Here is a 20,171-nt window from a genome sequence, read left to right on the forward strand (position 1 = left end):
ACCTGTTCAAAAAGCTGAGAATCACTCCAGCCAAAACCTTCTTTTAAAGACATCATCCCCACCAAAATCTTCACCGAAGCATTGGGACGACCGGTAGACGAAAAAAGAATAGCAAATTTTTCTTCATCAATCCTGGAAATAAAATACTTATAAAAAATATTGTACCAGGCCTTTGGATCGTTTAGCTTCTTATCTTTCTTGTCATCAAGCAATTGGCCAAAACCAGAGAAGAGATCTGATTGAGAAGAATCCTGAGTTTTTCTAAACATGATAGTACATTGGAAAGTGGTTTAAAGATAATCCATTCTTAGAATTAATTGAAGTAAATTTGTTTTTAGAGTGGACTCAAAATTTAAGATTCAACATTAAATCCAGACACCGGTATTATACAAATTGGAATTTGGGATTTGGTGCTTAAAAAAAGTGAATCTCCAACTTGACCAGATTAAATCAAAAAGACCCCTCAAAAATGTCATTTTCGAGAGGTCTTTTTGCTTTCGGTTTAACAAGCTACTCGTCGTAAAGGGATTTTACCTTTTCAAGTTTTTCTTTCCAGATCTTGAGTTGCTCCTTGTGGTTCTGAATGTTCTTATGAACTTCCTGTACCAGCGGATTCTTATCATCAACATTGGAGAAGAACTGGAGATTGTTTTCCAGCTGTCTTATCTCTGCTTTTGTTTCTTCGATCTTTTTTGTGAGAAAATAATGCTCATTATTCAATTTTCTTGAATCGTCTGAATCTTCTAAAGCCTGCACTTTATTCTCATACTTGAGCATCTCGCTCTGCTTCTTATCCAGGTCGAGCTTATCAAAAGCCTGATCGAGCGCTTTATTGAATTTTCCTTCTATATAGCGTTTGTTCTGAGGTACCCTGCCAAGATTTTTCCATTCCTCAATAAAGTTCTTGATGGTAGGAAGGTCTTTTTTACGATCCCCTGTTAGTTCCACATTTTTAAGCTTTTCCAGTAAATCGCGTTTCTGATCAAAAGCTTCGTTCTCCTCTTTGTTCTCTTCATTTCTTGAAGCATGTAGCCTGTCGAAATAATGATTACATGCAGCCTTGAATTTCTTCCAGATCTTATCACTGTCCTTTCGGGGAACGTGGCCAATCTTTTTCCAGTCACTCTGGATCTTTTTCATGAGCGGGGTAGTGGCTTTAAAGTCTTCACTGTCTTTGTGTTCCTCTGCCAGTTTTACCAGTTCCTGTTTTTTCTCCAGATTCTCGTACTGTTCTTTTTTCTGATTCTTATAGAAAGCGTTCTTGTTCCGGTTAAAGCTTCTAACCGCTTCCTTGAATTTTTTCCAGGTTTCGTCGTTTACCTGCCGTGGTACTTTTCCGGCGTTAAAAAATTCTTCCCGCAGGGATTCCACCTCGGTGATCTTTTGCTGCCACTGTTTATGGGAATTATAATTCTGCCCGGATATCTCCCTCAACTTTGATATGATCTCTTCCTTTTTCTCAAGGTTCTTTTCGAACTGTTTTTCCTGCTGTTCAAAATATTCCTGTCGCTTGTCGTGGATCTGTTTTGTGGCGTCGCTGAATTTCTGCCAGATGTCTTCCCTGTACTCTTTTTCAACCGGCCCAAGGTCTTCTTTCCACATCTTATGCAGCATTTGAAGCTCCCGGAAAGCACGGTTCGTATCCTGCTCCTGGGTTAGCTCTTCTGCCCGGGAGATGATCTTGAGTTTTTGTTCCAGGTTGTGCTTGAAATCAAGATCTCTGAATTCCCTGTTGAGGTGCAGAAAATCATAAAAATTCTCTACATGGTGATGGTAAGTGTTCCAAACGGTGTTGTACTTATCCCGCGGAATTGGTCCCGCAGTTTTCCACCTGTCCTGCAGGTCCTTGAAGTGCTTATAGGTCGTGTTTATGTTCTCTTCAACACCAAGCAGACCCTTTAATTCCTCAATGATCTCCAGCCTTTTTTCCAGGTTTTGATTCAGGTCCTGCTTAAGTTGCTGGTAATATTTATTGCGTTTCTCTTTATAGTCGAAATAAAGGGAGTTAAATTGCTTTTTTAAAGGGGTAGAGTAGTGGAAGTCAATTATATTTCCGCCATCGGCCAGAAATTCCTCTTTTTTCTCCTCTACTTCCTCGTCGAATTTTGCGTTGAATTCGGCACGGATTTCTTCTACATGTTCCTTGATAGCCTGTACCTTCTCCTTCTTTACGAGCTTTTCCAGTTCATCCACCAAAGCTTCTTTGCTCATGGCATGATAATCCTTTTTCTCAATTCCATGACGCTCTCCCGTTGATTCATCCTCACTATCTTCGGCTACGGCATCATCAACGTCAGATTGTGCATCACGTGGAGCTTTTGGAGCTGGTGCTTCCTCTTCCTCCTCATCCACTTCATTAGCTTTTTCTCCGGAAGGGCTTTCAACTTTTTCGTCGGAAGTTCCCGGACTTGAGGAGTCAAAAAAGGGATTTTTCGCTTCTGTTTTTTCTTCTGAAGCTTCAGTAGTAGCGGCATCTTTCTCTTTTGCCGATGCTTTTTCTTCATCCTCATCATCAGTTTCCAAAGCCGATTCGGGAGAGGCTACTTTTTCGGCAGTTTTTCTGTCTTCTGTGGCCTTGTTCTCATCGAGCATCGCGTCAGAAATATCATCTTTTAAATCCTGTTCTTCTGAAACTTTCTTTCGGGTTTCAGGTTTTTTAGAAGCAGGCGGTACGGTCTCTTTTTGCTGAGAAGCTGTTCTTTCTTCCTCCTCATGATCATCATGATCACTATCCAAAGCAGCTTCGGGAGAGGATTCAGGATCTACTGCTCTCTTCTCTTTGGTTGCTTTAGATTCATCTACCATCGCATCTTCAATGGAATCTCTCTCTTCCTTTTCTCCGGAAGTTTTTTCAGCGGTATTTTCTGTCTTTTCCGGTTGGGTATTGTCGGCCTGTGGATTCAGGTTTTTATCCTCGTTTTCCGGAAGATTTTTGTTCGACAGATTTTCATTCTCAGACATATCTTTCAATGTTAGGGTTCGTCAATTTATAATAAGTCTGAAAGATAACAACTCCGCACATACCTAACAAGGCTTTGCGGTGATTTATGAAGTGAAAAATGTCGAAAAGCTTTTAGTCCCGGTTCCAGATTTCCCAGGCTTTTTCGGCCTGAAGGACCAGCATTTTCTCTCCGTTCAGGACTTTTGCACCCCTGGCTTCGGCCAGTTGCAGAAGACTGGTTTTGGGCGGATTATAAATGAGATCAAATACCAGATGCTTGCTTTTCAGATATTCCACGGGCAGGTCTGGATAATCTTCCACACCGGGAAAGGTACCAAGGGGAGTGGTGTTTACAATTACCGTGTATTCCTCCATGATCTCTTCGGAAAGATCTGTGTATAAAATAGCATTTTTTGAAGCTGTTCTGGAGACGAAAGTTGTCTGCAAATTCAAAGTTTTAAGCGCGTAATTCACCGCTTTAGATGCGCCTCCTGTTCCCAGGATCAAGGCCTTTTGATGATGTGGCTTCAGGAAGGCTTTGATGGATTCCATAAAGCCAAAGTAGTCGGTATTAAAGCCGGTGAGGCTGCCATCTTCTTCTATTTTAATAGTGTTCACGGCTCCAATTTCCGCGGCAGTTTTATCCAGGGTATCTAAAAATGGAATAATTGCTTCCTTATATGGAATGGTCACATTTAAACCTTTAAGATTTTCGTGCTTTTGAAGCACTTCAGGAAATTCGGTGATCTCCTGCAGATCGAAATTCTCATAAGTGGCCGCTATACCTTCCGCAGCAAATTTTTCGGAAAAATATTTTCTTGAAAAAGAGTAGGAGATGTTTCTTCCTATGAGTCCAAATCTACGCATCAGTCTTCTTGTTCTGTAGTTCTACAAACGCAATCCAGAGAACCAGGGCCGCACCTGCGATAATAAATAAAATTGCGATCCAGGTGTCAAATTTTGACAAGTCTGGCAGGTAACGGTCATAGTTGTCTGTGATCTTATTTCCCATTTTATCCAGTAAAAATGCACCTTCCCGGTCACGACGGTATTCGGCTTCTTTCCATGGCCACACTACGCCGAGAGAGCCGGTAATAAAGCCAATGATCACTGCAAAAGTTGAACTTTTATAATGCTTGAGGAGATAACCTAAGATGTGGGAGAGGCTCACCAGACCCGCAATTGAGCCTGCGGTAAAGGTAAGAAGCACCTTCAATAAACGAAGACGTTCCGGATCTTCGGTAAATGAGAAGTTGAAGACCATAATTTCAGAGAGGGTCATATACAATGCATTCACCGAATCTACAAGCAGCAGCACGTAATTTCCAAGAAGGATTAGGATAAAAGAACCTGACAATCCGGGAAGGGTCATTCCTGAAACTCCAATGATTCCGCAGAAAAATACAAACCAGAGATTATCGTTCTGTGCGGCCGGTTCGAGAAAACTTATACTTACCCCGGCTATGATTCCCAGCAGCATGAACCCGATATTCCTGCGATTCCACTCCTCGAAATCCTTACTTATATAATAGATCGATCCCAGGATCATTCCGAAGAAAGAGGCCCAAACATACAGTTCAAAATGGGTGATGAGATAATCCAGCAGCAGTGAAACCGAGAAATAGCTTATCACCATTCCCAATACGAGCAGGGAAAGAAAACGGCCATTGGTATAATACCAAAGGCTTCGAAATCTTCCGTTCACAATAAGCTTCAGGGAGTTTAAATTAAAACGCCTCAGTGAAAAAATGAATTCTTCATAGAATCCTGCGACAAAGGCCACCATACCTCCCGAAACCCCGGGAACTTTGTTTGCAGCCCCCATGAGGATACCTTTTATGACCAGGAATATCTTATCGCTAAACGTTCGGGTTTCCTGCATTTTCCTGCACCGGTTTTTTTTCTGCGAGGCCCTCTAAGATAAGAATTAGCAGGAAGCCTGCAAGCATTAAAAAGAAAGCTTCCATTGTATGAGGTTGTGCTTCAAAATTCCATGGCAGTACAGACTCATCCCTAATAACAATGGATTTATCCCCGAATTCGGCAGTCTCCAAGACGCGTTTCCAGGGCCATATCTTATTAAGCGAACCTGCAATGAAGCCGGTTAAGGTAGCCAGGGTAAGGGTGCTGTAATTGATGAATAACCATTTCAAAAGTCGTGAGAAGGAGAGGAGGCCAAAAACAGCTCCCAAAGCGACGATGCCCAACGTTTTGAGATCGAAATCGTGAGCGGCTTCGCTTACCGTTTTATAAGCTCCCAGCAGGACCAGGATAAATGCCCCGGAAATACCCGGAAGGATCATGGCGCAAATCGCTATAGCTCCCGCGAAAAAGAGGAACAGATCACTTGCCGCAGCCGCCATAGGAGGCAGCGAGGTAATATAGAATGCAGTTGCTGCACCAAGTAGCAGGAAAAGAAATACGTTGAAAGTCCATTTGTTGATCTGTTTCCCTACATAATATACGCTGGCTAGTACAAGCCCAAAAAAGAATGCCCAAATTAAAATAGGATGGTTTTCAAGCAGGTAATTGGTCACCCGCATCACAGAAAAAATACTTATGAGGATCCCGGTTAGCAGAGCTATGATGAAGTTGCCGTTAAGCTCTTTCCACATTGGTTTAAAACCCTCTGTTTTCCACGTTCTCAACAGGCCTATCTTCACCCCGCTAATGGTGTTGATCAACTCTTCATATATGCCGGAAATAAAAGCAATGGTACCACCTGAGACTCCGGGAACAACATCTGCTGCTCCCATGGCCATTCCTTTAACTGAAATAATGAGGTAATCTTTAAAACTTCGTCGCATCGTCTAATTTTGAAGAGCGCAAAGTTATAAGAATTAACTGCAAGATTTAAGATGCAGCTTTATTTTATCCCTGACAGATTTTCTGGCGAAAATGTCCGGAAAAAGCTCTTCAATAATGAAGTAGTATTCAGAATCCATCTTCAGGGCATTATTCAGGTGGAAATTTCCTTTTTCAGCTTCATGAAGCATGAAGTAAAGGCCTGAGAGCCTGTATTCGATCTCTGCCGTTTCCGGATAGAATTCTATTGCCTGCAGCAGGTTTTGGATTGCCGCGTCGTATTCTCCAAGATCAATTAAGATATCACATCTTTTGATCCAGGTTTCCAACTCATAATTTCCTAATTCGAGAGACCTGCGGTATCCTCTTTCAGCTTCCTCCAGGTTTTGCAGCTTGTTGTTGATGCGGGCATATCGTTTCCAGTAAAGAACATTTTCACCATCAATATTAATTGCTTTATTGATATAGTAAAGTGCCTTCCGGTAATTTGCTTTTTTATAAAAGAAATCGGTGATAGCAATCCAGCCTTTGTCCAGCAAAGGATCCTCATGTACCGTTTGACGGTAATTCTTAAGTGCCAGTTCGTCGAGCCCCAGCTTCTCATAACATTTCCCTATTCGCAGGTAGGCAAAGGATGTAGGATCATCGAGGTCCATAGTTATAGTATAGTTCTCAATAGCCTCATTTAATCTCCCCAACTTCTCAAGAACTTTTCCTTTTTCCAGGTAAGCTCCAATAAAAGTGTCGTCACTTATTATGGCAAAGTCGAATGCTGACAGTGCTTTTGAAAAGTTTTTAAGATCAAAATATTGCTTTCCAAGCTGATGCCATCCAACTTCTGAATATGGATTGCGATCAAGGAAGGAGTTGAGATAATCTATTGCACCCTGTTTTTGTTCAAGAAAATCAAAGCAGTACATGATGTTGTACAGGGCCGAATAATCTTCCTCATCGGCTTCAAGACATTTCATGAAATTTTGCTTGGCATTCTCAAAATCTTCCAGGAAGAGGTATTCCATTCCCAGGAGGGAATAGACATCTGCTTCATCATAAGTTAATTCTAAAGCTGTTTCCAGCATGTGAATAGCCTCCTGATGCAGATCCTTCTTGGACAGGATATTTGCTTTCTGAATATATATCTCCTCATTTGAGGATTCCAGTTGGTAAATTTCGTTCAGTATTCCCTCTGCCTGATCAAGCTTGTCTTCAAAAACAAGGATCTCAACTCTTAGCAACTTCAGGTTAACAGAAGTTGGGTGTTGAGAAAGTCCCAGTTTAACAGCTTTTTTGGCAAGAGTAATTTTTCCATTCTCGAGATAATGATGAATGATGTTTTCAAATTCCTCTGAGTCGAAGAACAAGACATCATTTGTCTTCAGCATAGATTCAAAACGAGTAAGGGGAAAATTATTTTCTTCGTTATGACTTAATTGCATAAGCAGTTTTGTTACTGATTTCTACAGTATTAAAGTTATAAATGTTCTACAGCGGCAAGGGTTAAAACCAAATTTGTTGTTAACAAAGTAATTAACACCTTAATTCTGCTGCATTAATTCGTCTAGTATTCCAATAATTATGCCGCATCCTATTTCAATTTCTTTCTTTGTAATAGTAAGGGGTGGCGTAATTCTAACAGCTCTTTTTTCAAAAAGTAACCAAAACAAAATGAGTCCTCTATCCTGGGCTTTTAGTACTAAAGAATTCACAATTTCTTCTGAAATGAGAACAGGAGCAAGCATTAATCCGCGACCTCGGACATCAGTTATCAACGGATGCACTAATAATTTTCGGAATAACTGCTCTTTTTCAAGTGTCTGTTCCGTCAGATCTCCTTCGATCAGTTCTTTAAGTGTGGCCAAAGCTGCGGCCCCAATCACAGGATTTCCTCCAAAAGTAGTAATATGACCCATCTTTGGATTGTCGCTTAAAGTATCCATGATCTCTGAAGAGGAAGTGAAGGCACCAATTGGCATTCCGCCGCCCATGCCTTTACCCATCACCACAATATCGGGTACCATTTCAAAATTCTGAAACCCGAAAAGTTTTCCGGTGCGTCCAAATCCGGGTTGGATCTCATCCAGGATAAGCAGGGCACCAACTTCTTCACACCTCGCCTTGACTTTTCTAAGATAATCGTTTTGCGGCTGAATAAATCCGGCACCACCCTGTATACTCTCCAGGATGACTCCGGCAGTATTTTCGTTGATCCTTTCAAGGTCTTCTTCCCGGTTAAATTCTATCCAGGAAACATCACCTATCAGGGGCCGGAAAGGTTTTTGCCTTTCCTCATAGGTCATAAGACTCAGGGAGCCCATTGTATTCCCGTGGTAAGCATTCTTAGCAGCTATGATCCCGGTCCTGCCCGTGTAACGGCGGGCAAGCTTTAGCGCCCCTTCAATGGCCTCGGTGCCGGAATTGGTCAGATAGGTCTTTTCAAGGGGATCCGGTAAATTTTCGGCCAGTAAGCGGCAGAGTTCTACGGCAGGTCCCTGTGCATATTCCCCGTAGACCATAACATGCAGATATTTGTCTGCCTGGACTTTAATGGCATTTACCACCCGGGGATGGCAATGACCAAGGGTGCATGCAGAAACTCCCGCCACAAAATCAAGGTAACTTTTTCCCTGGGTATCATATATATAGGAACCGGCTGCGTGAGAAACTTCAAGAGCCAGCGGATAAGGCGATGTCTGCGCCTGATATTTTAAAAATTCCTGCTTCAAATTGTTTATTCCTTTTTTGGTTGCGGGATCACGGCAGGGGAGATGGTATCCCGCTGTTGTGTGGGTGCAGGTTGTGGCATTTGAGAAGGCTTTTGCAGCGTATCCTGTGTCGGCAGACTATCTAAAACTTCCTGCTCTATTAGTGGCTCCGGTTGGGGTGCGGCTTCGTTAATCACGGCCGGAAGGGTATCTTTAGCCCTTTCCTGCAGGTCTGTTTGTTTTAACCTCGACTTCTCGTTTAATAGGTGACTTTTGTTATTGCCATTCTCAAAGAAACTTTCTTCTTTATCGGGAAGTGGAATTCCCTCAATTTTCACCGGTTCATAATCGGGCTCGTCCAGGAAGAGATCTTCAACCGAGTTCAGTCTTTCCTCTCCCCGCCAGTTAAACCCCTTTAGTTCTCTCGCATTAACAGGCAACTCCTCTTCCGGATAAAGCACCCCATCGACCTGGTTGTAGTAGTAAATATCCACCACCTGCTGATCTTCGAAATGAACTGTAATTGTACTGGAAAGTGTCTTGTTAATACCTATAAGATTACCTGGATCATCCCTCATGTAGTATATAGTTTCAGTATTTTTTATCAGGTCTACCTGCTTCAGTTTATTGTCTTCAAATTTACCATACATCTCCTTTCCTTTCAGTTGATTAAAGCCGCCAAGACTGTCCCGCTGGATCATAAAAGCATTGTCATATACCTTAAGCGAGTCCATCTCTTCGGTTACCACATTGTTCAGCAAATGAATTGTATCTCCCGTGAGCTGGTTATTTTCTGACCAGATGACAGGGCGACCCAGCATTTGAGTGAGGCCCGTCTTTTCCCGAACATGAATGGAATCGCTCTTTCCGCTCATGTTGCTCTTGAAAAGCCTAACCCCATAGAATCCCCTTATCACCCGGTCATCGGCTTTGCCTGTGATCATGAGGGTATCGCTGTGAATGTAAACCGAATCCTGTTCCTGAAGGGCAACTGCTACTGCTCTTTTTGTGATAAATACCGAATCCCTGTCCCGGAAAACTTCGGCATAATGTCCCCGAACCACACTGCGGTTCACGGTATCTGTAACTTTTATATTATTGGTAGCCGAAGCAAAATTTGTATTACGATTGAAGTAAAGGCTATCCCCCTCTAAAATGCGGTTTTCATAATCTATTCTTGAATTCTTTACAAAATACCCGGTATTCCCGCGGGTGTCATAAAAACCACGCTCACAGTAAATTGTGGAAGCCTCACTTGTAATGGTCGATGGCCCATACATATAGGCGTGGCCGCTCTCCGAATAAAAATCCAGTTGAGAGGACTTTAGAACATACTCGGGGTTAGTGATCACCACTTCTGTAGAGAAGGTGTATTTGTCATTCTCCAGATAATATCTTCCTATACGGCTTTTAAGTACACTTGCAGTATCACGTATGGTTCCGCCGCTGCGGTAGTATGCCTGCTGCTTGGTACGGTCAAAAAATAAGGTGTCGGTTTGGAGACTTGACTGCGGATTCTTCATAAAGACCCTTCCGCTGGCAAAGGCAAATTGGGTGTTACCGTTATATTCAGCGTACTGGCTGGTCATGGTGATGGTATCGCCCTGCACCATACGCACATTTCCGTAAGCTTTAAAAAAATTGTCTTCTTCATAATGGATGGCCTGGTCACACCACACTTCAATCCCTTCATGAGCAAAATAAACCTGATTATTAATTTTAGTAAGAATAAGTGCACCGGGGAACCGCTCTTCCCGGGAAAACCTGTCACTCTCATAGTTGATCTTGCGCTGCTGGCCAAAACCGGTTATGGTCCACGCAAAGACGAACAGGGAAATAATTAAAAGTCGGCAGTTTTTCACCCAAAAAAATTTAGCTTCAAAAGTAGTGAATTTAGAAGGATTGAGAGTCCATAGAAGAATCTTTTAAGAATGGCAGCATCAGTCCATTCTATAGCTGTAGCCGTAATCTTACTTCACCTGGATCCCGTGCAGGCTTCGTTTTATATGCTGCATTTTAAACCGGCTTTCAGGAATGGCCGGAATTCTGGAAAGATCGATCTTTAGATCCTGCTCAGGCACCTCATATTCCATCCTGCTCACCAGGTAATCAAGCGCAATCCGGGTTAGATTGATAGTAATCCATTCCCCTGCACAGCGGTGATTCTGGTTGTAATCCCCTCCTCCCTGCGGAATGAAATTGAAGGCGCTGCCATCCCAGGTCGAAAAGCGTTCTGCATAAAAAGCATTGGGATTGGTCCAGATATCCTCATGGTGCTGGGTGGCATACAAGTCGAGGAGCACACGCCTGCCCTTTGGAAATACAACATTTTTCCATTCGAATTCTTCCTTCACTTTTGCGGCAACAAAAGGGAAGAAGGGGTAAAATCTTCGCACTTCCTGCACAAAGTACAGGTCCAGCTTCTCCATATCCTTGCGCAGGCGTTCCCGGTATTGCGGATGCTCGTGCAGTGCCAGTGCTGCAAAGGTGATGTAACGGGCAATGGCAACAATTGGACGTAGCAGGTTGAGGATTTCAACAGCTACAATGCGTTTTTTTAGAAGCTTTCCTTTCAGGTCCCGGTGAAAAGCGAATTGAGAAAGAATCGAATCACCGGGAGACTTCTTTTCCTTCCTCCTTTTTTCGGTTACCAGCTTCATGATCCATTTTTCGGCTTTCTTTCTTGCCTTACGTCCTTTGTGATGACGTAAACCAAATCCTCCTGACCCATCGATCATCTGTGAGAGTTCTTCGGTATGTTTTTGTACTTCCTTTTCCTTCACCGGCACTCCCACCCAATCACAGGAAGCACGGAACAGCACTTCTTCTATCTCTTTGTAAAAGGTGATTTCCTCCTGCTTTTCCCAGCTGAGCAGGGCGTGGTTGAGGTGCTCTTCAAAATATTGCTCCAGCCGGTCCAGGGAATCTTCATTCATCACCTGCATGAACATATGCTTCCGGTGTGCATGCTCCTCCTCATCGAGGCCCTGTACGCCACCTTCGCCCAGTAATGTCTTCTGGAAGCGTTTTGGAGTGGCATCCTTTCGGGTGAAAAGACTGGTGTCGTAAAAAATTTCTGCCGCTCTCTCGCCTCTCATAACTATGGCTTTTTTCAGAAAGAGACGGGTTTGAAGAATATCAGTTTTCTTTTCCACGAACTGATCGTGAAAGTAGCTGTAACCTTTTAGGGCAATTCCGGGAGTACTTTCCATAGTCTTAGCATTAGTTTTTCCTAATTTAAGAAAAGACTCAAAGGACCCCCGGGGGAAAAGCGTGATATTTTTGTTAAAGTGAATGCAGTTAAACCTGAAGTCTGCCTTTGATGATCACTGACTCAGCACCATCGCTGTCGGTCACCATTACGAGTTCAAGTTCGGTTGCTGAAATCTCACGTTCTACGGAGACCGATTCAACTTTAAAGGCTTCTTCGGAAGCGATCCGGGTCCAGGAAAGACTTTCAAAAATACCATTTTTGACACCTGAAGAAATTCCAACAAAGCTGCCGAGCACTTCCCCGTCATCATATGCATTTGGAGTATTTTCGACAGAACAGGTCACTACAAGCTTTCCTGAAGGAGAAACCGTGGCACCCGAAAATCCTGCTTCTATGCCGTTGATCTCAGGCAGGCTGAACTCCAGCGCGTTCACGGGAGGTAAAAAGGAGCCGCTTTCCAGGGCAGCCATAAATTCTGAAAAACAAAGGCTGAAAATTATATTTTTCCGCCTGTTAAAAAGATGGAGTCGGTCTTTACAAAGAGCAGCGGCTTCAATGTTGAGCTCGCTATGCTGCATGATGTCCAGATCTTTTAAAAAAGTGTAGAAAACGGTAAGGGAAAAAGTCTCCACCTTTAGCTCTTTGTCGAGCTTTATCTTTATCATTCGGTCTCTTTGTGGGGAAAGAGAACCGGAGCCAAACCCGATCAGTTCGTTGTTTTCCGGAATCAGCTCAAGTGCTTCAAAATCCGGTTTTTCGGGTTTTGGGATACGCTCCCTTGGCTCATCCTGAAACAGAAGAATTTTCTCCACGACTTCAAAACCTGGATTCAGCTTAAAAAGATGGGGAGAATCATCTCCCAGGACATAATAAAATGCCTTATACTTCGCAAGGCCGGAGGCGCTGGGAATCCTGTCAAGTTTCTTTACTTCAAACAGTTCGAAATTCAAGGCTATCCGGTTTAATATTCTCCTGAAGTAGTCATTCTATAAAGCATTCATATAAATATTTCCCCGCTCCAGGATCCGGGGATCCAGATCCTTATCTGTTTTAAACAATGTAGGCAGAGTGGTGCGGGCAAAGATCTGCTGAAGATATACTACAAAATGTAAATGAGGCTCAGAACTCCATCCCGTATTGCCGCTATATCCTATTAATTGGCCTTTGGTAACAACATCTCCTTTTTTAACAACAACTCCCTGATGTTTAAGATGCACATATTCGGCAAAGGTACCATCGGGATGAAGAATTTTAATGAAGTTATTAAACTCCAGGCATTCCTTCCCCGCACAACCTTTATTGTTAGCATCCACCACCTGTACAACAACTCCTTCCCTGGCGGCAAGAACGGGTGTGCCAACAGGCATCCTGAAATCAATGGCTTTTTTATTCTGGTGGGAAAAATTACCATTATAACCCTGTATGACCAGATAAGAGCTATCTTTTGGAAATGGAAGCAGGTATTCGTAATTCTCCGTGTATTTTTCTAGAAAGGTATCTCCAAAATTAAAGCTTCTTTTAACTGAAAAACTGTAAGCTTTTTTTCTGTCGATAATTCTAAGTTCTCCAATAGACTGTTTGCTTTTGTTAGGTTCTAAAACAACAACATCATTTCCATGCAATCTCAGGTTTTCAAGTGTAAAATTCATATTCATACTTACCGGAGCAAACTCATTATTATCGGCAAATAGACGGTATCCGGTATTTGTTTTCTCGTGGTAGAATTTGATATCCTGCGCGGTGGAATAACAGGAGATAAAGAGGAAAAGAAGGATTAAAAGCTGTTTCATTCTTAAAGGATTTGATGGTTATTTGAACCGGCGTGGCAGGTGAGGGCTTAGATTATTATATAGATTTGTAACAGATTTTTATTTCACGACTTCAATTATCCTTTCAGATTGATTTCCATCCCATTTCAGTTCATCATTGTACCAAACCTTTGTCACGATTTCATTGGAGTTTTTCTTATTTACTTCTGTTTTGAGGATATCAGAATCAGATTCCGAAAATTCAATTTTTGTCTCTGAATAATTATTTTCCACGATCGTGGTACCAGGAAATATAACCAGGTATGTTCCGTCTTCTCTTTCAACTGTACTAATGCCTTTGGGATCATCGAGATTCCCTTCAAAATACCTTACCCATTCATTATTTATTTTATGATAGATATTCATATCGGCTACGTTTAATCCGCCATCCATTTCAAATAAATTTTCTCCTTCTTTATTAATGTACTTTATTGAGACTCCTGTGTCAATAATTGTACAACATATTTTTTCATCCTTAGAACAACCTGCTATAAGAATTAGGGATAGTACTATCAGTAATTTTTTCATCTGGTTTTAACTTTTTTAAGGTAATTACCTATTGTGTGGTTGCTGACTGAAGTTCGACTCGTTAAAAAATCACCTTGAGGTAAGTCATTTTATACATTATTTTGTCTCCGGAAGCTGTAGATCCTAAGTCGAAATCTATACTTGTTGCTTCTCCCGTAGTATACTCTCCATGTCCATAGGCATCGTATTTTTTATTGGAATTATTCACCATAAATTCCCCAACGAAATTACCATAGTTGCTTAATGTTTTTTTCCAAACTCCGTTTTCCTCAGAAACTATTATACATTCTTCTTCTACTAATCTGTAATCGATTTTTTGGAATGTTCCATCTCCTTTAACTTCGAGTGAAGAGTTTATCGTACACATATTTCTTAAATAGGTAAATTCTGTTCTAGTGCTGGATTCAGTTTCAAAAACTTGTAATTTGTGAAAGTCACGTAACTCGTAAAATCCTACTATATCCCTGTAGTTAATAGTTTCTTCTTTTTCACAACTAATTAATATAAGAGCGGTAATTAAATAAAAGATGTAATTTTTTGCTGTCATAAATGTGGATTGAAATTATTAGGTGTAAATTATTTTAGTTTAGTTTCTGCCAATGTTGCGTATTAATCAGGTTTAGCACAATTGTCGAATGGCCATCACACCTTACGAGCGAAAAGACATTTCAAATTGAAGAGGTTTAAGCATAACTTTATGAGATTGCACAGGCTTTATTTCTTTAGCTGAATAATTATTAATCCGTTTCTGGCACTGCTTCCGTAAAGTGCCATTGCAGTATGATCATTTTTAGGAAAAACTCTTATTTCTGCAACTTCTTCTAATTTATATCCATTTAATTTTTCAGATTTGATCGGTTGCCCATCTAAAACTATTTGAGGCATAGGATTTAATGGAAAACTTTTTGGGGCAGGCCGGAGGCCTTTATAAGGAATAGTATCAGGTTGATATGCCGGCCTCGCATTTGTAGTAGAATCAATTACATATGCTATCTGATAGCGGATGATCGAATCCACTTTTATCCGCAGGTCCGATACTGTACCTGATTCCTGGGCGATAGAGGAAGTTGTAATCAGACTTAGAAAACAAATTGCGGCTATTAATTTCATTCTATTGTTGTTTTGAAATGACAGGAAATTATATTTCAAAAAGGTCATTTTTGATTCTTATTGTTATGCATCATGTTTTTTCTTTCTCAATTATTGAAGGCTACTGTTATTTTGGAAAAGGCCCAATGGTTATTAATAACTTCTGTTTTTCCACAGTCAGGATGACTCAAGGTGGTTTTGATCTTGTGTGAATAATAGAAAGCTGTAGTGCTTTTCTAACGAAGGGTCTCCAAATCTATATGCACTACCTAATTTGGCTGCTTCTCCTTCGACATTATAAAGTTCGATTTCTGTCAGGTTCAATTTCCGTTTAAGTAGTTCTATTAAAACACGGCTTTCGGGAATATTCTGTAAAAGAGCCTGAAGTCCGTCACTATTTCTTATGTGATCTTAAGGTTAACCAATATTTGATTTAACTCTTTCACTTCCTTGAAGTATTCAGTCAGTAGCTTCTTGTCATATTGTGACGAACATGAACTCAAGAGAAAAACTGTCAATATGGGGATTAGTCTCTTCATTTTACATTAATCTTTATTTCACCAACTAAAATTAACCTTATTGATCTTAATGTTTCTTTAACTAGAGCAAGATATTGAATAAAATGGTAAAACAAATGAGGATATCCGTAATGGCTACAAGAGGAGAAAATTAGGATCCCTTAGCATCCTCTTCACAGCTTTTGCGAATGTTGTCTAATTGATCTTTGTTTATCCAACTCATCCTCAGGGCATGTCTTGCAGCAGTAAAAGTTTCTTCAATGAGTTCCATTTCTGTGCCCATATCATTCACTTTTTTTCTGATCTCCCTCACTTCCCTGTCACGCTTATCTGGAGTAACATCTCTAATGTAAATTCCAAGAAGCTGGTCGGGAAACTCTTCCTGGATCTTTTGATAAACTTCGGGATCATGTTGGCCACTATCTCCAATGCAAATGAATTTAAGAGGGGGATAGGTCTTCAGGATGTGTCGGATTCTTTTCTGCTTATAACCTTCCTCTTCTGTTTCCCATTGTCCGGAGTCAAGTCCACTCCCTTTATCTTTCAGGAATAAAGGGCCATGTGGGATATCATGATATTGCATGAAATTCACCAGAAGGTCATAAAGGTTCCATTCACTCCCGGAGACGTAGAAGAGCGGATTATTACCTTTGCCATCCGATCCCAGTTGCAGGGCCTTTAGTAAAGCACTAATTCCGGGAAAAGGTGTCCTATCGGTCGCATCATTTAGCAGCATTAATCTCAGCTTTTCTATGAAATGGTTCATCCGTGAAATCATGACTGTATCGTCAATATCGGATATCACTCCGAACTCCGGATCTTTTCCAGGCACAAAGATGTGCCCTTCAGCTTTCAATTGGTCGTTTTCGGTCTTCCTTTCAAGGAGTTCCAACTGTACTATATTCCCTGTTTCTGAATAATCAATCGGTTTTTCAAATGTGAATTTTAACTCGAAGAAACCTTCTGCATCTGTTTTAGTTTCTATTTCCTTTCCCCCGAAAGATCCCTTTATACCAATATAGGGGATTTCATCTGTCTCATATCTCTTATAGGTGTCTTTGAGATGTTCCATAACCGATTGATCCTTTACCTGATCCTGAATCTTCTCTTCCTCCATGACCCGTCCCTGAATAAATACAGAATGTTCATTCCCATAACCATAAAAGGCAGGATCTTTAAAGGTTCCAGGAGATTGAGTTTCTCCTTTACAGATAGTTTTGTTCTGGTTAGAAGATGCTCTAACCCGGATAGTGCTTCTTGAAGGTTTTTCTTCAGTTCGGTTGGAGGATTGGCCATATGAGATGTTTTTACTGCAGAATTATTTCTGTGACCCATTTAAAATAAAAATTAATCTTTAAAAAGGAGATAGTCCAAACAGATTTAGGAGAAGATTATAAATAGATGAACCAGGACTTTAGAATATTCCCAATGTCCCTTATAAGACCAAAGTTGGGGATTTACTTTTTATAGGTGTGGAAATACTCCCCACCTCTCCTTCAGGCTAATTCTTAATGAGCTCTTTTTGAGCTCTCTTACAAAATGGTACGTGGATTGCTAAGTCTGCGCGGGTGTGGGTAGATCCTTTACACTTAGAAATTAAAACAAGAATATTCAGAAATGAAAAAAAACATAGCTTCAAATCAATTTATTTCCGCAGAGAAATCTGCTTTAAATGAAAGTTCAAATTTTAAAGAAAAACCAAAAAACCTGAAAGGTGTTATCGTACGAGCCAGCAGCCTGGCACTGCTTATGGGTGCGGCATATCTGGTATATGTCCTACAAAACGATTTTGGACGCTACAGTCTGGAAGGTCTTGATTCGACCTGGGGAATAGTATTCCTGATCATCACAGGTTCCCTGCTCTTTTTTAGAGCCGGGTTCTTCTTCTATAACCTGTACCTGTACCTGCGCTACAAACCGGTGGCTTCTGTAGCTAATAACGAGCTGCCTACCTGTACAGTGATCGTTCCCGCATACAATGAAGGCAAGCAGGTGTGGGCAACTTTAATGAGCCTCGCCAAAAGTGATTATCCCGAAGGCAAGTTACAACTACTGGCCATTGACGACGGAAGTAAGGATGATACCTGGGAGTGGATGCAGAAAGCGAAAAAAGACCTGGGAGACCGGGTAAGTATTTATCAGCAGCCTCAAAACAAAGGTAAACGTCACGCTCTTTACCGCGGATTCCACCTGGGAACGGGAGAGGTTTTCGTCACTGTAGACAGTGATTCTGAAGTTACTAAAGATACGCTGCGCAACCTGGTGAGTCCATTTGTCACAAATGATAAATGCGGGGCGGTAGCAGGAAACATTCGTGTGCTTAACAATGATCATAAAGCCCTTTTGCCCAAAATGCTGGATGTTAGCTTTGTATTAAGTTTCGAGTTTGTGCGTTCCGCAGAAAGCAGCCTTGAGTCTGTTCTTTGTACGCCAGGGGCTTTAGCGGCCTACAAAAGGGAAGCTGTATTTGGATGTCTTGAAGAATGGATCAATCAAACCTTTATGGGACAAGCTTCAGATATTGGGGAGGACCGGGCAATGAGTAACATGATCCTTAAGCAGGGTTACCACGTCCTTTTCCAGAGAAATGCCTTTGCCTATACCAATGTGCCCGAAAAATATACCGGACTCTATAAAATGTTCATCAGGTGGGGGAGAAGCAATGTGAGGGAAAATATCGCCATGGCAAAATATGTGTTCACAGATTTCAGGGAAGGCTCAAAGGCAGGATCCCGTATTCTTTTTCTTAACCAGGTGCTTAAACTGGTGATGAGCTATCCAACGATTCTGCTCATGCTTTTCTTTATTTCCATGGATCCCTTATTGTTCCTTAGCTCCACACTTCTAAGCATCCTGATCTGGTCCAGCTTCCCGGTTTTCTTCTATGCCAAAAAATATAAGCTTTCGGAATCCTTCTGGGCGTACTCATACAGTATCCTGTACACCTTTGGGTTATTCTGGATCACTCCCTATGCTATCGCCACAGCTAGCAAAAGGGGATGGTTGACGAGGGGATAAGTGGTCAGTTGGCAGGAAGGTAGATATAGGAAGTTAAATGTACGAAATGTGCTTATTCAGGTTAGACCCTTCCTTCGTCAGGGTGACAAGGCGTGGGGTGACTGCTTACTCAGATGCGACCCTTCCTTCGTCAGGCTGACAAAGGGGGCGTGGGGGAGTTTAAATGGGTAAAAAAAAAATTTAAATTTTTTACCAGTCCAGTAGGACGAAGGATTGGTAGCCGGGGGGGGTTAACCCCTGTTTTTGGAATCCATAGATCAGAGTATAACCTATAATTGAATAAAAAGAAGGGAGCTTATTTCCAATCCCTAAATAACCAATTAACCATTTATCCAATTAACCAATCCCCAATTAGCTCCCTTTGCTTTTTTCTTTGGTAATCCTAAGGTCTACGGGTTTAGCGTCTGCTGCGGATTCTTTTGTTATCTCCTGTTCTTGAAAAAGATTATGATGGGGGCCGACCAGAATACGAGCCAAATCATGGTAAAGGGTGGAATGAGATCTGCTGAATAGTTGAAGAAAAAAACTACAGAAGTGAAACCGAGGATAAGCAGGGAATCCTTCACCTTTACCTGTTCTTTGGAATATCTCCACAGGTGTAATTTGTTCATCCTTGCGATCCTTTTCAAATGAGCCCTGTCAAAAAAGCTATTTTTGGAAGGTATATATACAATGACCATCCGGGCGTTCTGTATCAAATAGATCAGAGATATTCCGAGTAGGAAATATTGAATGAAATTCATGGAATTATCAATGAAATAATTCCCTCCAAAGTCATTGTGGTAAATTACTCTGTAGATATAAACAATGGAAAACGCCAGCATGATAACCGCACTCCAAATGCTCAGCACAAGCCTAAGGGTTGAGGTGAGTGGAGTGTAGCTGAAGGCAGTATAGAAGGAGAGCAGACAGAATAAGAGTCCGATGAAAAGTACGGCAGCTTCAAAGAAGTTTGAAAAACTCAGATAATTGTAATGAATGATCCAGTAAATTATGGAGATGGACTGGAGCAGGGTAGTACCCTCGGTGATCACCGGGGTGACCTTTTTATCATGGTAAATGGCGGAGAAAATGGCAAAAAAGATGATGAAAAGATACGGCCAAAGTGCAATTTCTGTTGAAACGTCGGAATCGAGGATCTTGAAGAAGGAGATCACTGAGGCACAAATACTGGCCAACATGAGCTTTAAAGCCAATACCTTCCAGTTCTTATCCAGTCGGCGATTCTCCAGGATGAGGCCCAAAATTAGCGGAAGCGTTAAATAAGGCAGAGTTTCCTGGTCAATTGATGTAGCCAGCCAAACCAGATATCCCAGGAAAATTAATGTGAAGGAGGCACATATTATGAGTGCTGAATTAATATTTTCAATATTTAAGAATCTTGATTTTACCTGCTTCATGTTATGACCATAATTTTAGGAGGTTATTCGCTTTAAGGAATCACAAAAACCTCGTAGGGATCGGCCTCCACCATGTCTCCTACCTTCATTTCCAGTTCAAACCCAATCTTAGGTGCCTCAAGTTCTATTATTTTAAGATTCAAAATTC

The 20,171-nt window shown here is 41.4% G+C and carries 18 protein-coding genes; 1 reads left to right on the plus strand and 17 read right to left on the minus strand.

Annotated features, from left to right (window positions below; all coding sequences use genetic code 11):
- The 16 genes from G564_RS18745 to G564_RS0106820 all read right to left on the minus strand — a co-directional run.
- Positions 1 to 269, minus strand: a 269-nt coding sequence (locus tag G564_RS18745; protein WP_037373640.1) for a hypothetical protein, incomplete at its 3' end; no start/stop codon positions are given.
- Positions 270 to 510: 241 nt separating this feature from the next.
- Positions 511 to 2,961, minus strand: a complete 2,451-nt coding sequence (locus G564_RS0106745; RefSeq protein ID WP_245583668.1) for a DUF349 domain-containing protein — start codon at positions 2,959 to 2,961, stop codon at positions 511 to 513.
- 112 nt (positions 2,962 to 3,073) lie between these two features.
- Positions 3,074 to 3,808 (minus strand): shikimate dehydrogenase family protein, encoded by a 735-nt coding sequence (locus G564_RS0106750; protein WP_211224619.1) that lies wholly within the window; start codon positions 3,806 to 3,808, stop codon positions 3,074 to 3,076.
- Positions 3,801 to 4,823 carry a DUF368 domain-containing protein gene (locus G564_RS0106755; protein ID WP_029036991.1) on the minus strand — a complete coding sequence of 341 codons (1,023 nt, stop codon included), beginning with the start codon at positions 4,821 to 4,823 and terminating at the stop codon, positions 3,801 to 3,803. The genes G564_RS0106750 and G564_RS0106755 overlap by 8 nt, the downstream gene beginning before the upstream one ends.
- Positions 4,801 to 5,748 (minus strand): DUF368 domain-containing protein, encoded by a 948-nt coding sequence (locus G564_RS0106760; RefSeq protein WP_029036992.1) that lies wholly within the window; start codon positions 5,746 to 5,748, stop codon positions 4,801 to 4,803. Before G564_RS0106760 ends, G564_RS0106755 begins: the two co-directional genes overlap by 23 nt.
- A 33-nt stretch (positions 5,749 to 5,781) precedes the next feature.
- On the minus strand, positions 5,782 to 7,182 hold the full coding sequence (locus G564_RS0106765) for a tetratricopeptide repeat protein (protein ID WP_029036993.1): 1,401 nt from the start codon (positions 7,180 to 7,182) through the stop codon (positions 5,782 to 5,784).
- 99 nt (positions 7,183 to 7,281) lie between these two features.
- Positions 7,282 to 8,469: an aspartate aminotransferase family protein gene (locus G564_RS0106770; protein WP_029036994.1), complete on the minus strand. Its 1,188-nt coding sequence runs from the start codon at positions 8,467 to 8,469 to the stop codon at positions 7,282 to 7,284.
- A gap of 5 nt (positions 8,470 to 8,474) precedes the next feature.
- Positions 8,475 to 10,310, minus strand: a complete 1,836-nt coding sequence (locus tag G564_RS18750; protein ID WP_084625596.1) for an OstA-like protein — start codon at positions 10,308 to 10,310, stop codon at positions 8,475 to 8,477.
- Positions 10,311 to 10,418: 108 nt separating this feature from the next.
- Complete coding sequence (locus G564_RS18755; RefSeq protein ID WP_037373642.1) at positions 10,419 to 11,660, minus strand: cytochrome P450; 1,242 nt, start codon at positions 11,658 to 11,660, stop codon at positions 10,419 to 10,421.
- 88 nt (positions 11,661 to 11,748) lie between these two features.
- On the minus strand, positions 11,749 to 12,612 hold the full coding sequence (locus G564_RS0106785; RefSeq protein WP_029036995.1) for a DUF6929 family protein: 864 nt from the start codon (positions 12,610 to 12,612) through the stop codon (positions 11,749 to 11,751).
- 36 nt (positions 12,613 to 12,648) lie between these two features.
- A complete protein-coding gene (locus G564_RS18760; protein WP_051205347.1) occupies positions 12,649 to 13,452 on the minus strand; it encodes a M23 family metallopeptidase in 804 nt (267 codons plus the stop codon).
- 78 nt (positions 13,453 to 13,530) lie between these two features.
- Positions 13,531 to 13,998 carry a hypothetical protein gene (locus tag G564_RS0106795; protein WP_029036996.1) on the minus strand — a complete coding sequence of 156 codons (468 nt, stop codon included), beginning with the start codon at positions 13,996 to 13,998 and terminating at the stop codon, positions 13,531 to 13,533.
- A 61-nt stretch (positions 13,999 to 14,059) separates the two neighbouring features.
- On the minus strand, positions 14,060 to 14,545 hold the full coding sequence (locus G564_RS0106800) for a hypothetical protein (protein WP_029036997.1): 486 nt from the start codon (positions 14,543 to 14,545) through the stop codon (positions 14,060 to 14,062).
- A 167-nt stretch (positions 14,546 to 14,712) separates the two neighbouring features.
- Positions 14,713 to 15,108 (minus strand): hypothetical protein, encoded by a 396-nt coding sequence (locus G564_RS0106805; protein WP_029036998.1) that lies wholly within the window; start codon positions 15,106 to 15,108, stop codon positions 14,713 to 14,715.
- A 648-nt stretch (positions 15,109 to 15,756) separates the two neighbouring features.
- Positions 15,757 to 16,722, minus strand: a complete 966-nt coding sequence (locus G564_RS0106815) for an App1 family protein (protein ID WP_029036999.1) — start codon at positions 16,720 to 16,722, stop codon at positions 15,757 to 15,759.
- Positions 16,692 to 16,901 (minus strand): hypothetical protein, encoded by a 210-nt coding sequence (locus tag G564_RS0106820; protein ID WP_156879195.1) that lies wholly within the window; start codon positions 16,899 to 16,901, stop codon positions 16,692 to 16,694. The genes G564_RS0106815 and G564_RS0106820 overlap by 31 nt, the downstream gene beginning before the upstream one ends.
- Positions 16,902 to 17,222: 321 nt before the next feature.
- Between G564_RS0106820 and G564_RS0106825 the strand changes: the two genes are divergently transcribed.
- On the plus strand, positions 17,223 to 18,623 hold the full coding sequence (locus G564_RS0106825) for a glycosyltransferase (protein ID WP_029037001.1): 1,401 nt from the start codon (positions 17,223 to 17,225) through the stop codon (positions 18,621 to 18,623).
- A gap of 422 nt (positions 18,624 to 19,045) precedes the next feature.
- On the opposite strand, the gene G564_RS0106830 is transcribed toward G564_RS0106825, so the two are convergent.
- Positions 19,046 to 20,023: a hypothetical protein gene (locus G564_RS0106830; protein WP_029037002.1), complete on the minus strand. Its 978-nt coding sequence runs from the start codon at positions 20,021 to 20,023 to the stop codon at positions 19,046 to 19,048.
- Between the last annotated feature and the right edge of the window lie 148 nt (positions 20,024 to 20,171).

The sequence above is a fragment of the Salinimicrobium xinjiangense DSM 19287 genome, assembly GCF_000423585.1.
GTDB lineage: Bacteria > Bacteroidota > Bacteroidia > Flavobacteriales > Flavobacteriaceae > Salinimicrobium > Salinimicrobium xinjiangense.

What these genes read in the sequence shown, in the direction of transcription:
- G564_RS0106745 (WP_245583668.1), bottom strand. Translation starts at nt 2,961, where the DNA reads ATGTCTGAGAATGAAAATCTGTCGAACAAAAATCTTCCGGAAAACGAG.
- G564_RS0106750 (WP_211224619.1), bottom strand. Translation starts at nt 3,808, where the DNA reads ATGCGTAGATTTGGACTCATAGGAAGAAACATCTCCTACTCTTTTTCA.
- G564_RS0106755 (WP_029036991.1), bottom strand. Translation starts at nt 4,823, where the DNA reads ATGCAGGAAACCCGAACGTTTAGCGATAAGATATTCCTGGTCATAAAA.
- G564_RS0106760 (WP_029036992.1), bottom strand. Translation starts at nt 5,748, where the DNA reads ATGCGACGAAGTTTTAAAGATTACCTCATTATTTCAGTTAAAGGAATG.
- G564_RS0106765 (WP_029036993.1), bottom strand. Translation starts at nt 7,182, where the DNA reads ATGCAATTAAGTCATAACGAAGAAAATAATTTTCCCCTTACTCGTTTT.
- G564_RS18755 (WP_037373642.1), bottom strand. Translation starts at nt 11,660, where the DNA reads ATGGAAAGTACTCCCGGAATTGCCCTAAAAGGTTACAGCTACTTTCAC.
- G564_RS18760 (WP_051205347.1), bottom strand. Translation starts at nt 13,452, where the DNA reads ATGAAACAGCTTTTAATCCTTCTTTTCCTCTTTATCTCCTGTTATTCC.
- G564_RS0106795 (WP_029036996.1), bottom strand. Translation starts at nt 13,998, where the DNA reads ATGAAAAAATTACTGATAGTACTATCCCTAATTCTTATAGCAGGTTGT.
- G564_RS0106800 (WP_029036997.1), bottom strand. Translation starts at nt 14,545, where the DNA reads ATGACAGCAAAAAATTACATCTTTTATTTAATTACCGCTCTTATATTA.
- G564_RS0106805 (WP_029036998.1), bottom strand. Translation starts at nt 15,108, where the DNA reads ATGAAATTAATAGCCGCAATTTGTTTTCTAAGTCTGATTACAACTTCC.
- G564_RS0106815 (WP_029036999.1), bottom strand. Translation starts at nt 16,722, where the DNA reads ATGGAGGAAGAGAAGATTCAGGATCAGGTAAAGGATCAATCGGTTATG.
- G564_RS0106820 (WP_156879195.1), bottom strand. Translation starts at nt 16,901, where the DNA reads ATGGCCAATCCTCCAACCGAACTGAAGAAAAACCTTCAAGAAGCACTA.
- G564_RS0106825 (WP_029037001.1), top strand. Translation starts at nt 17,223, where the DNA reads ATGAAAAAAAACATAGCTTCAAATCAATTTATTTCCGCAGAGAAATCT.
- G564_RS0106830 (WP_029037002.1), bottom strand. Translation starts at nt 20,023, where the DNA reads ATGAAGCAGGTAAAATCAAGATTCTTAAATATTGAAAATATTAATTCA.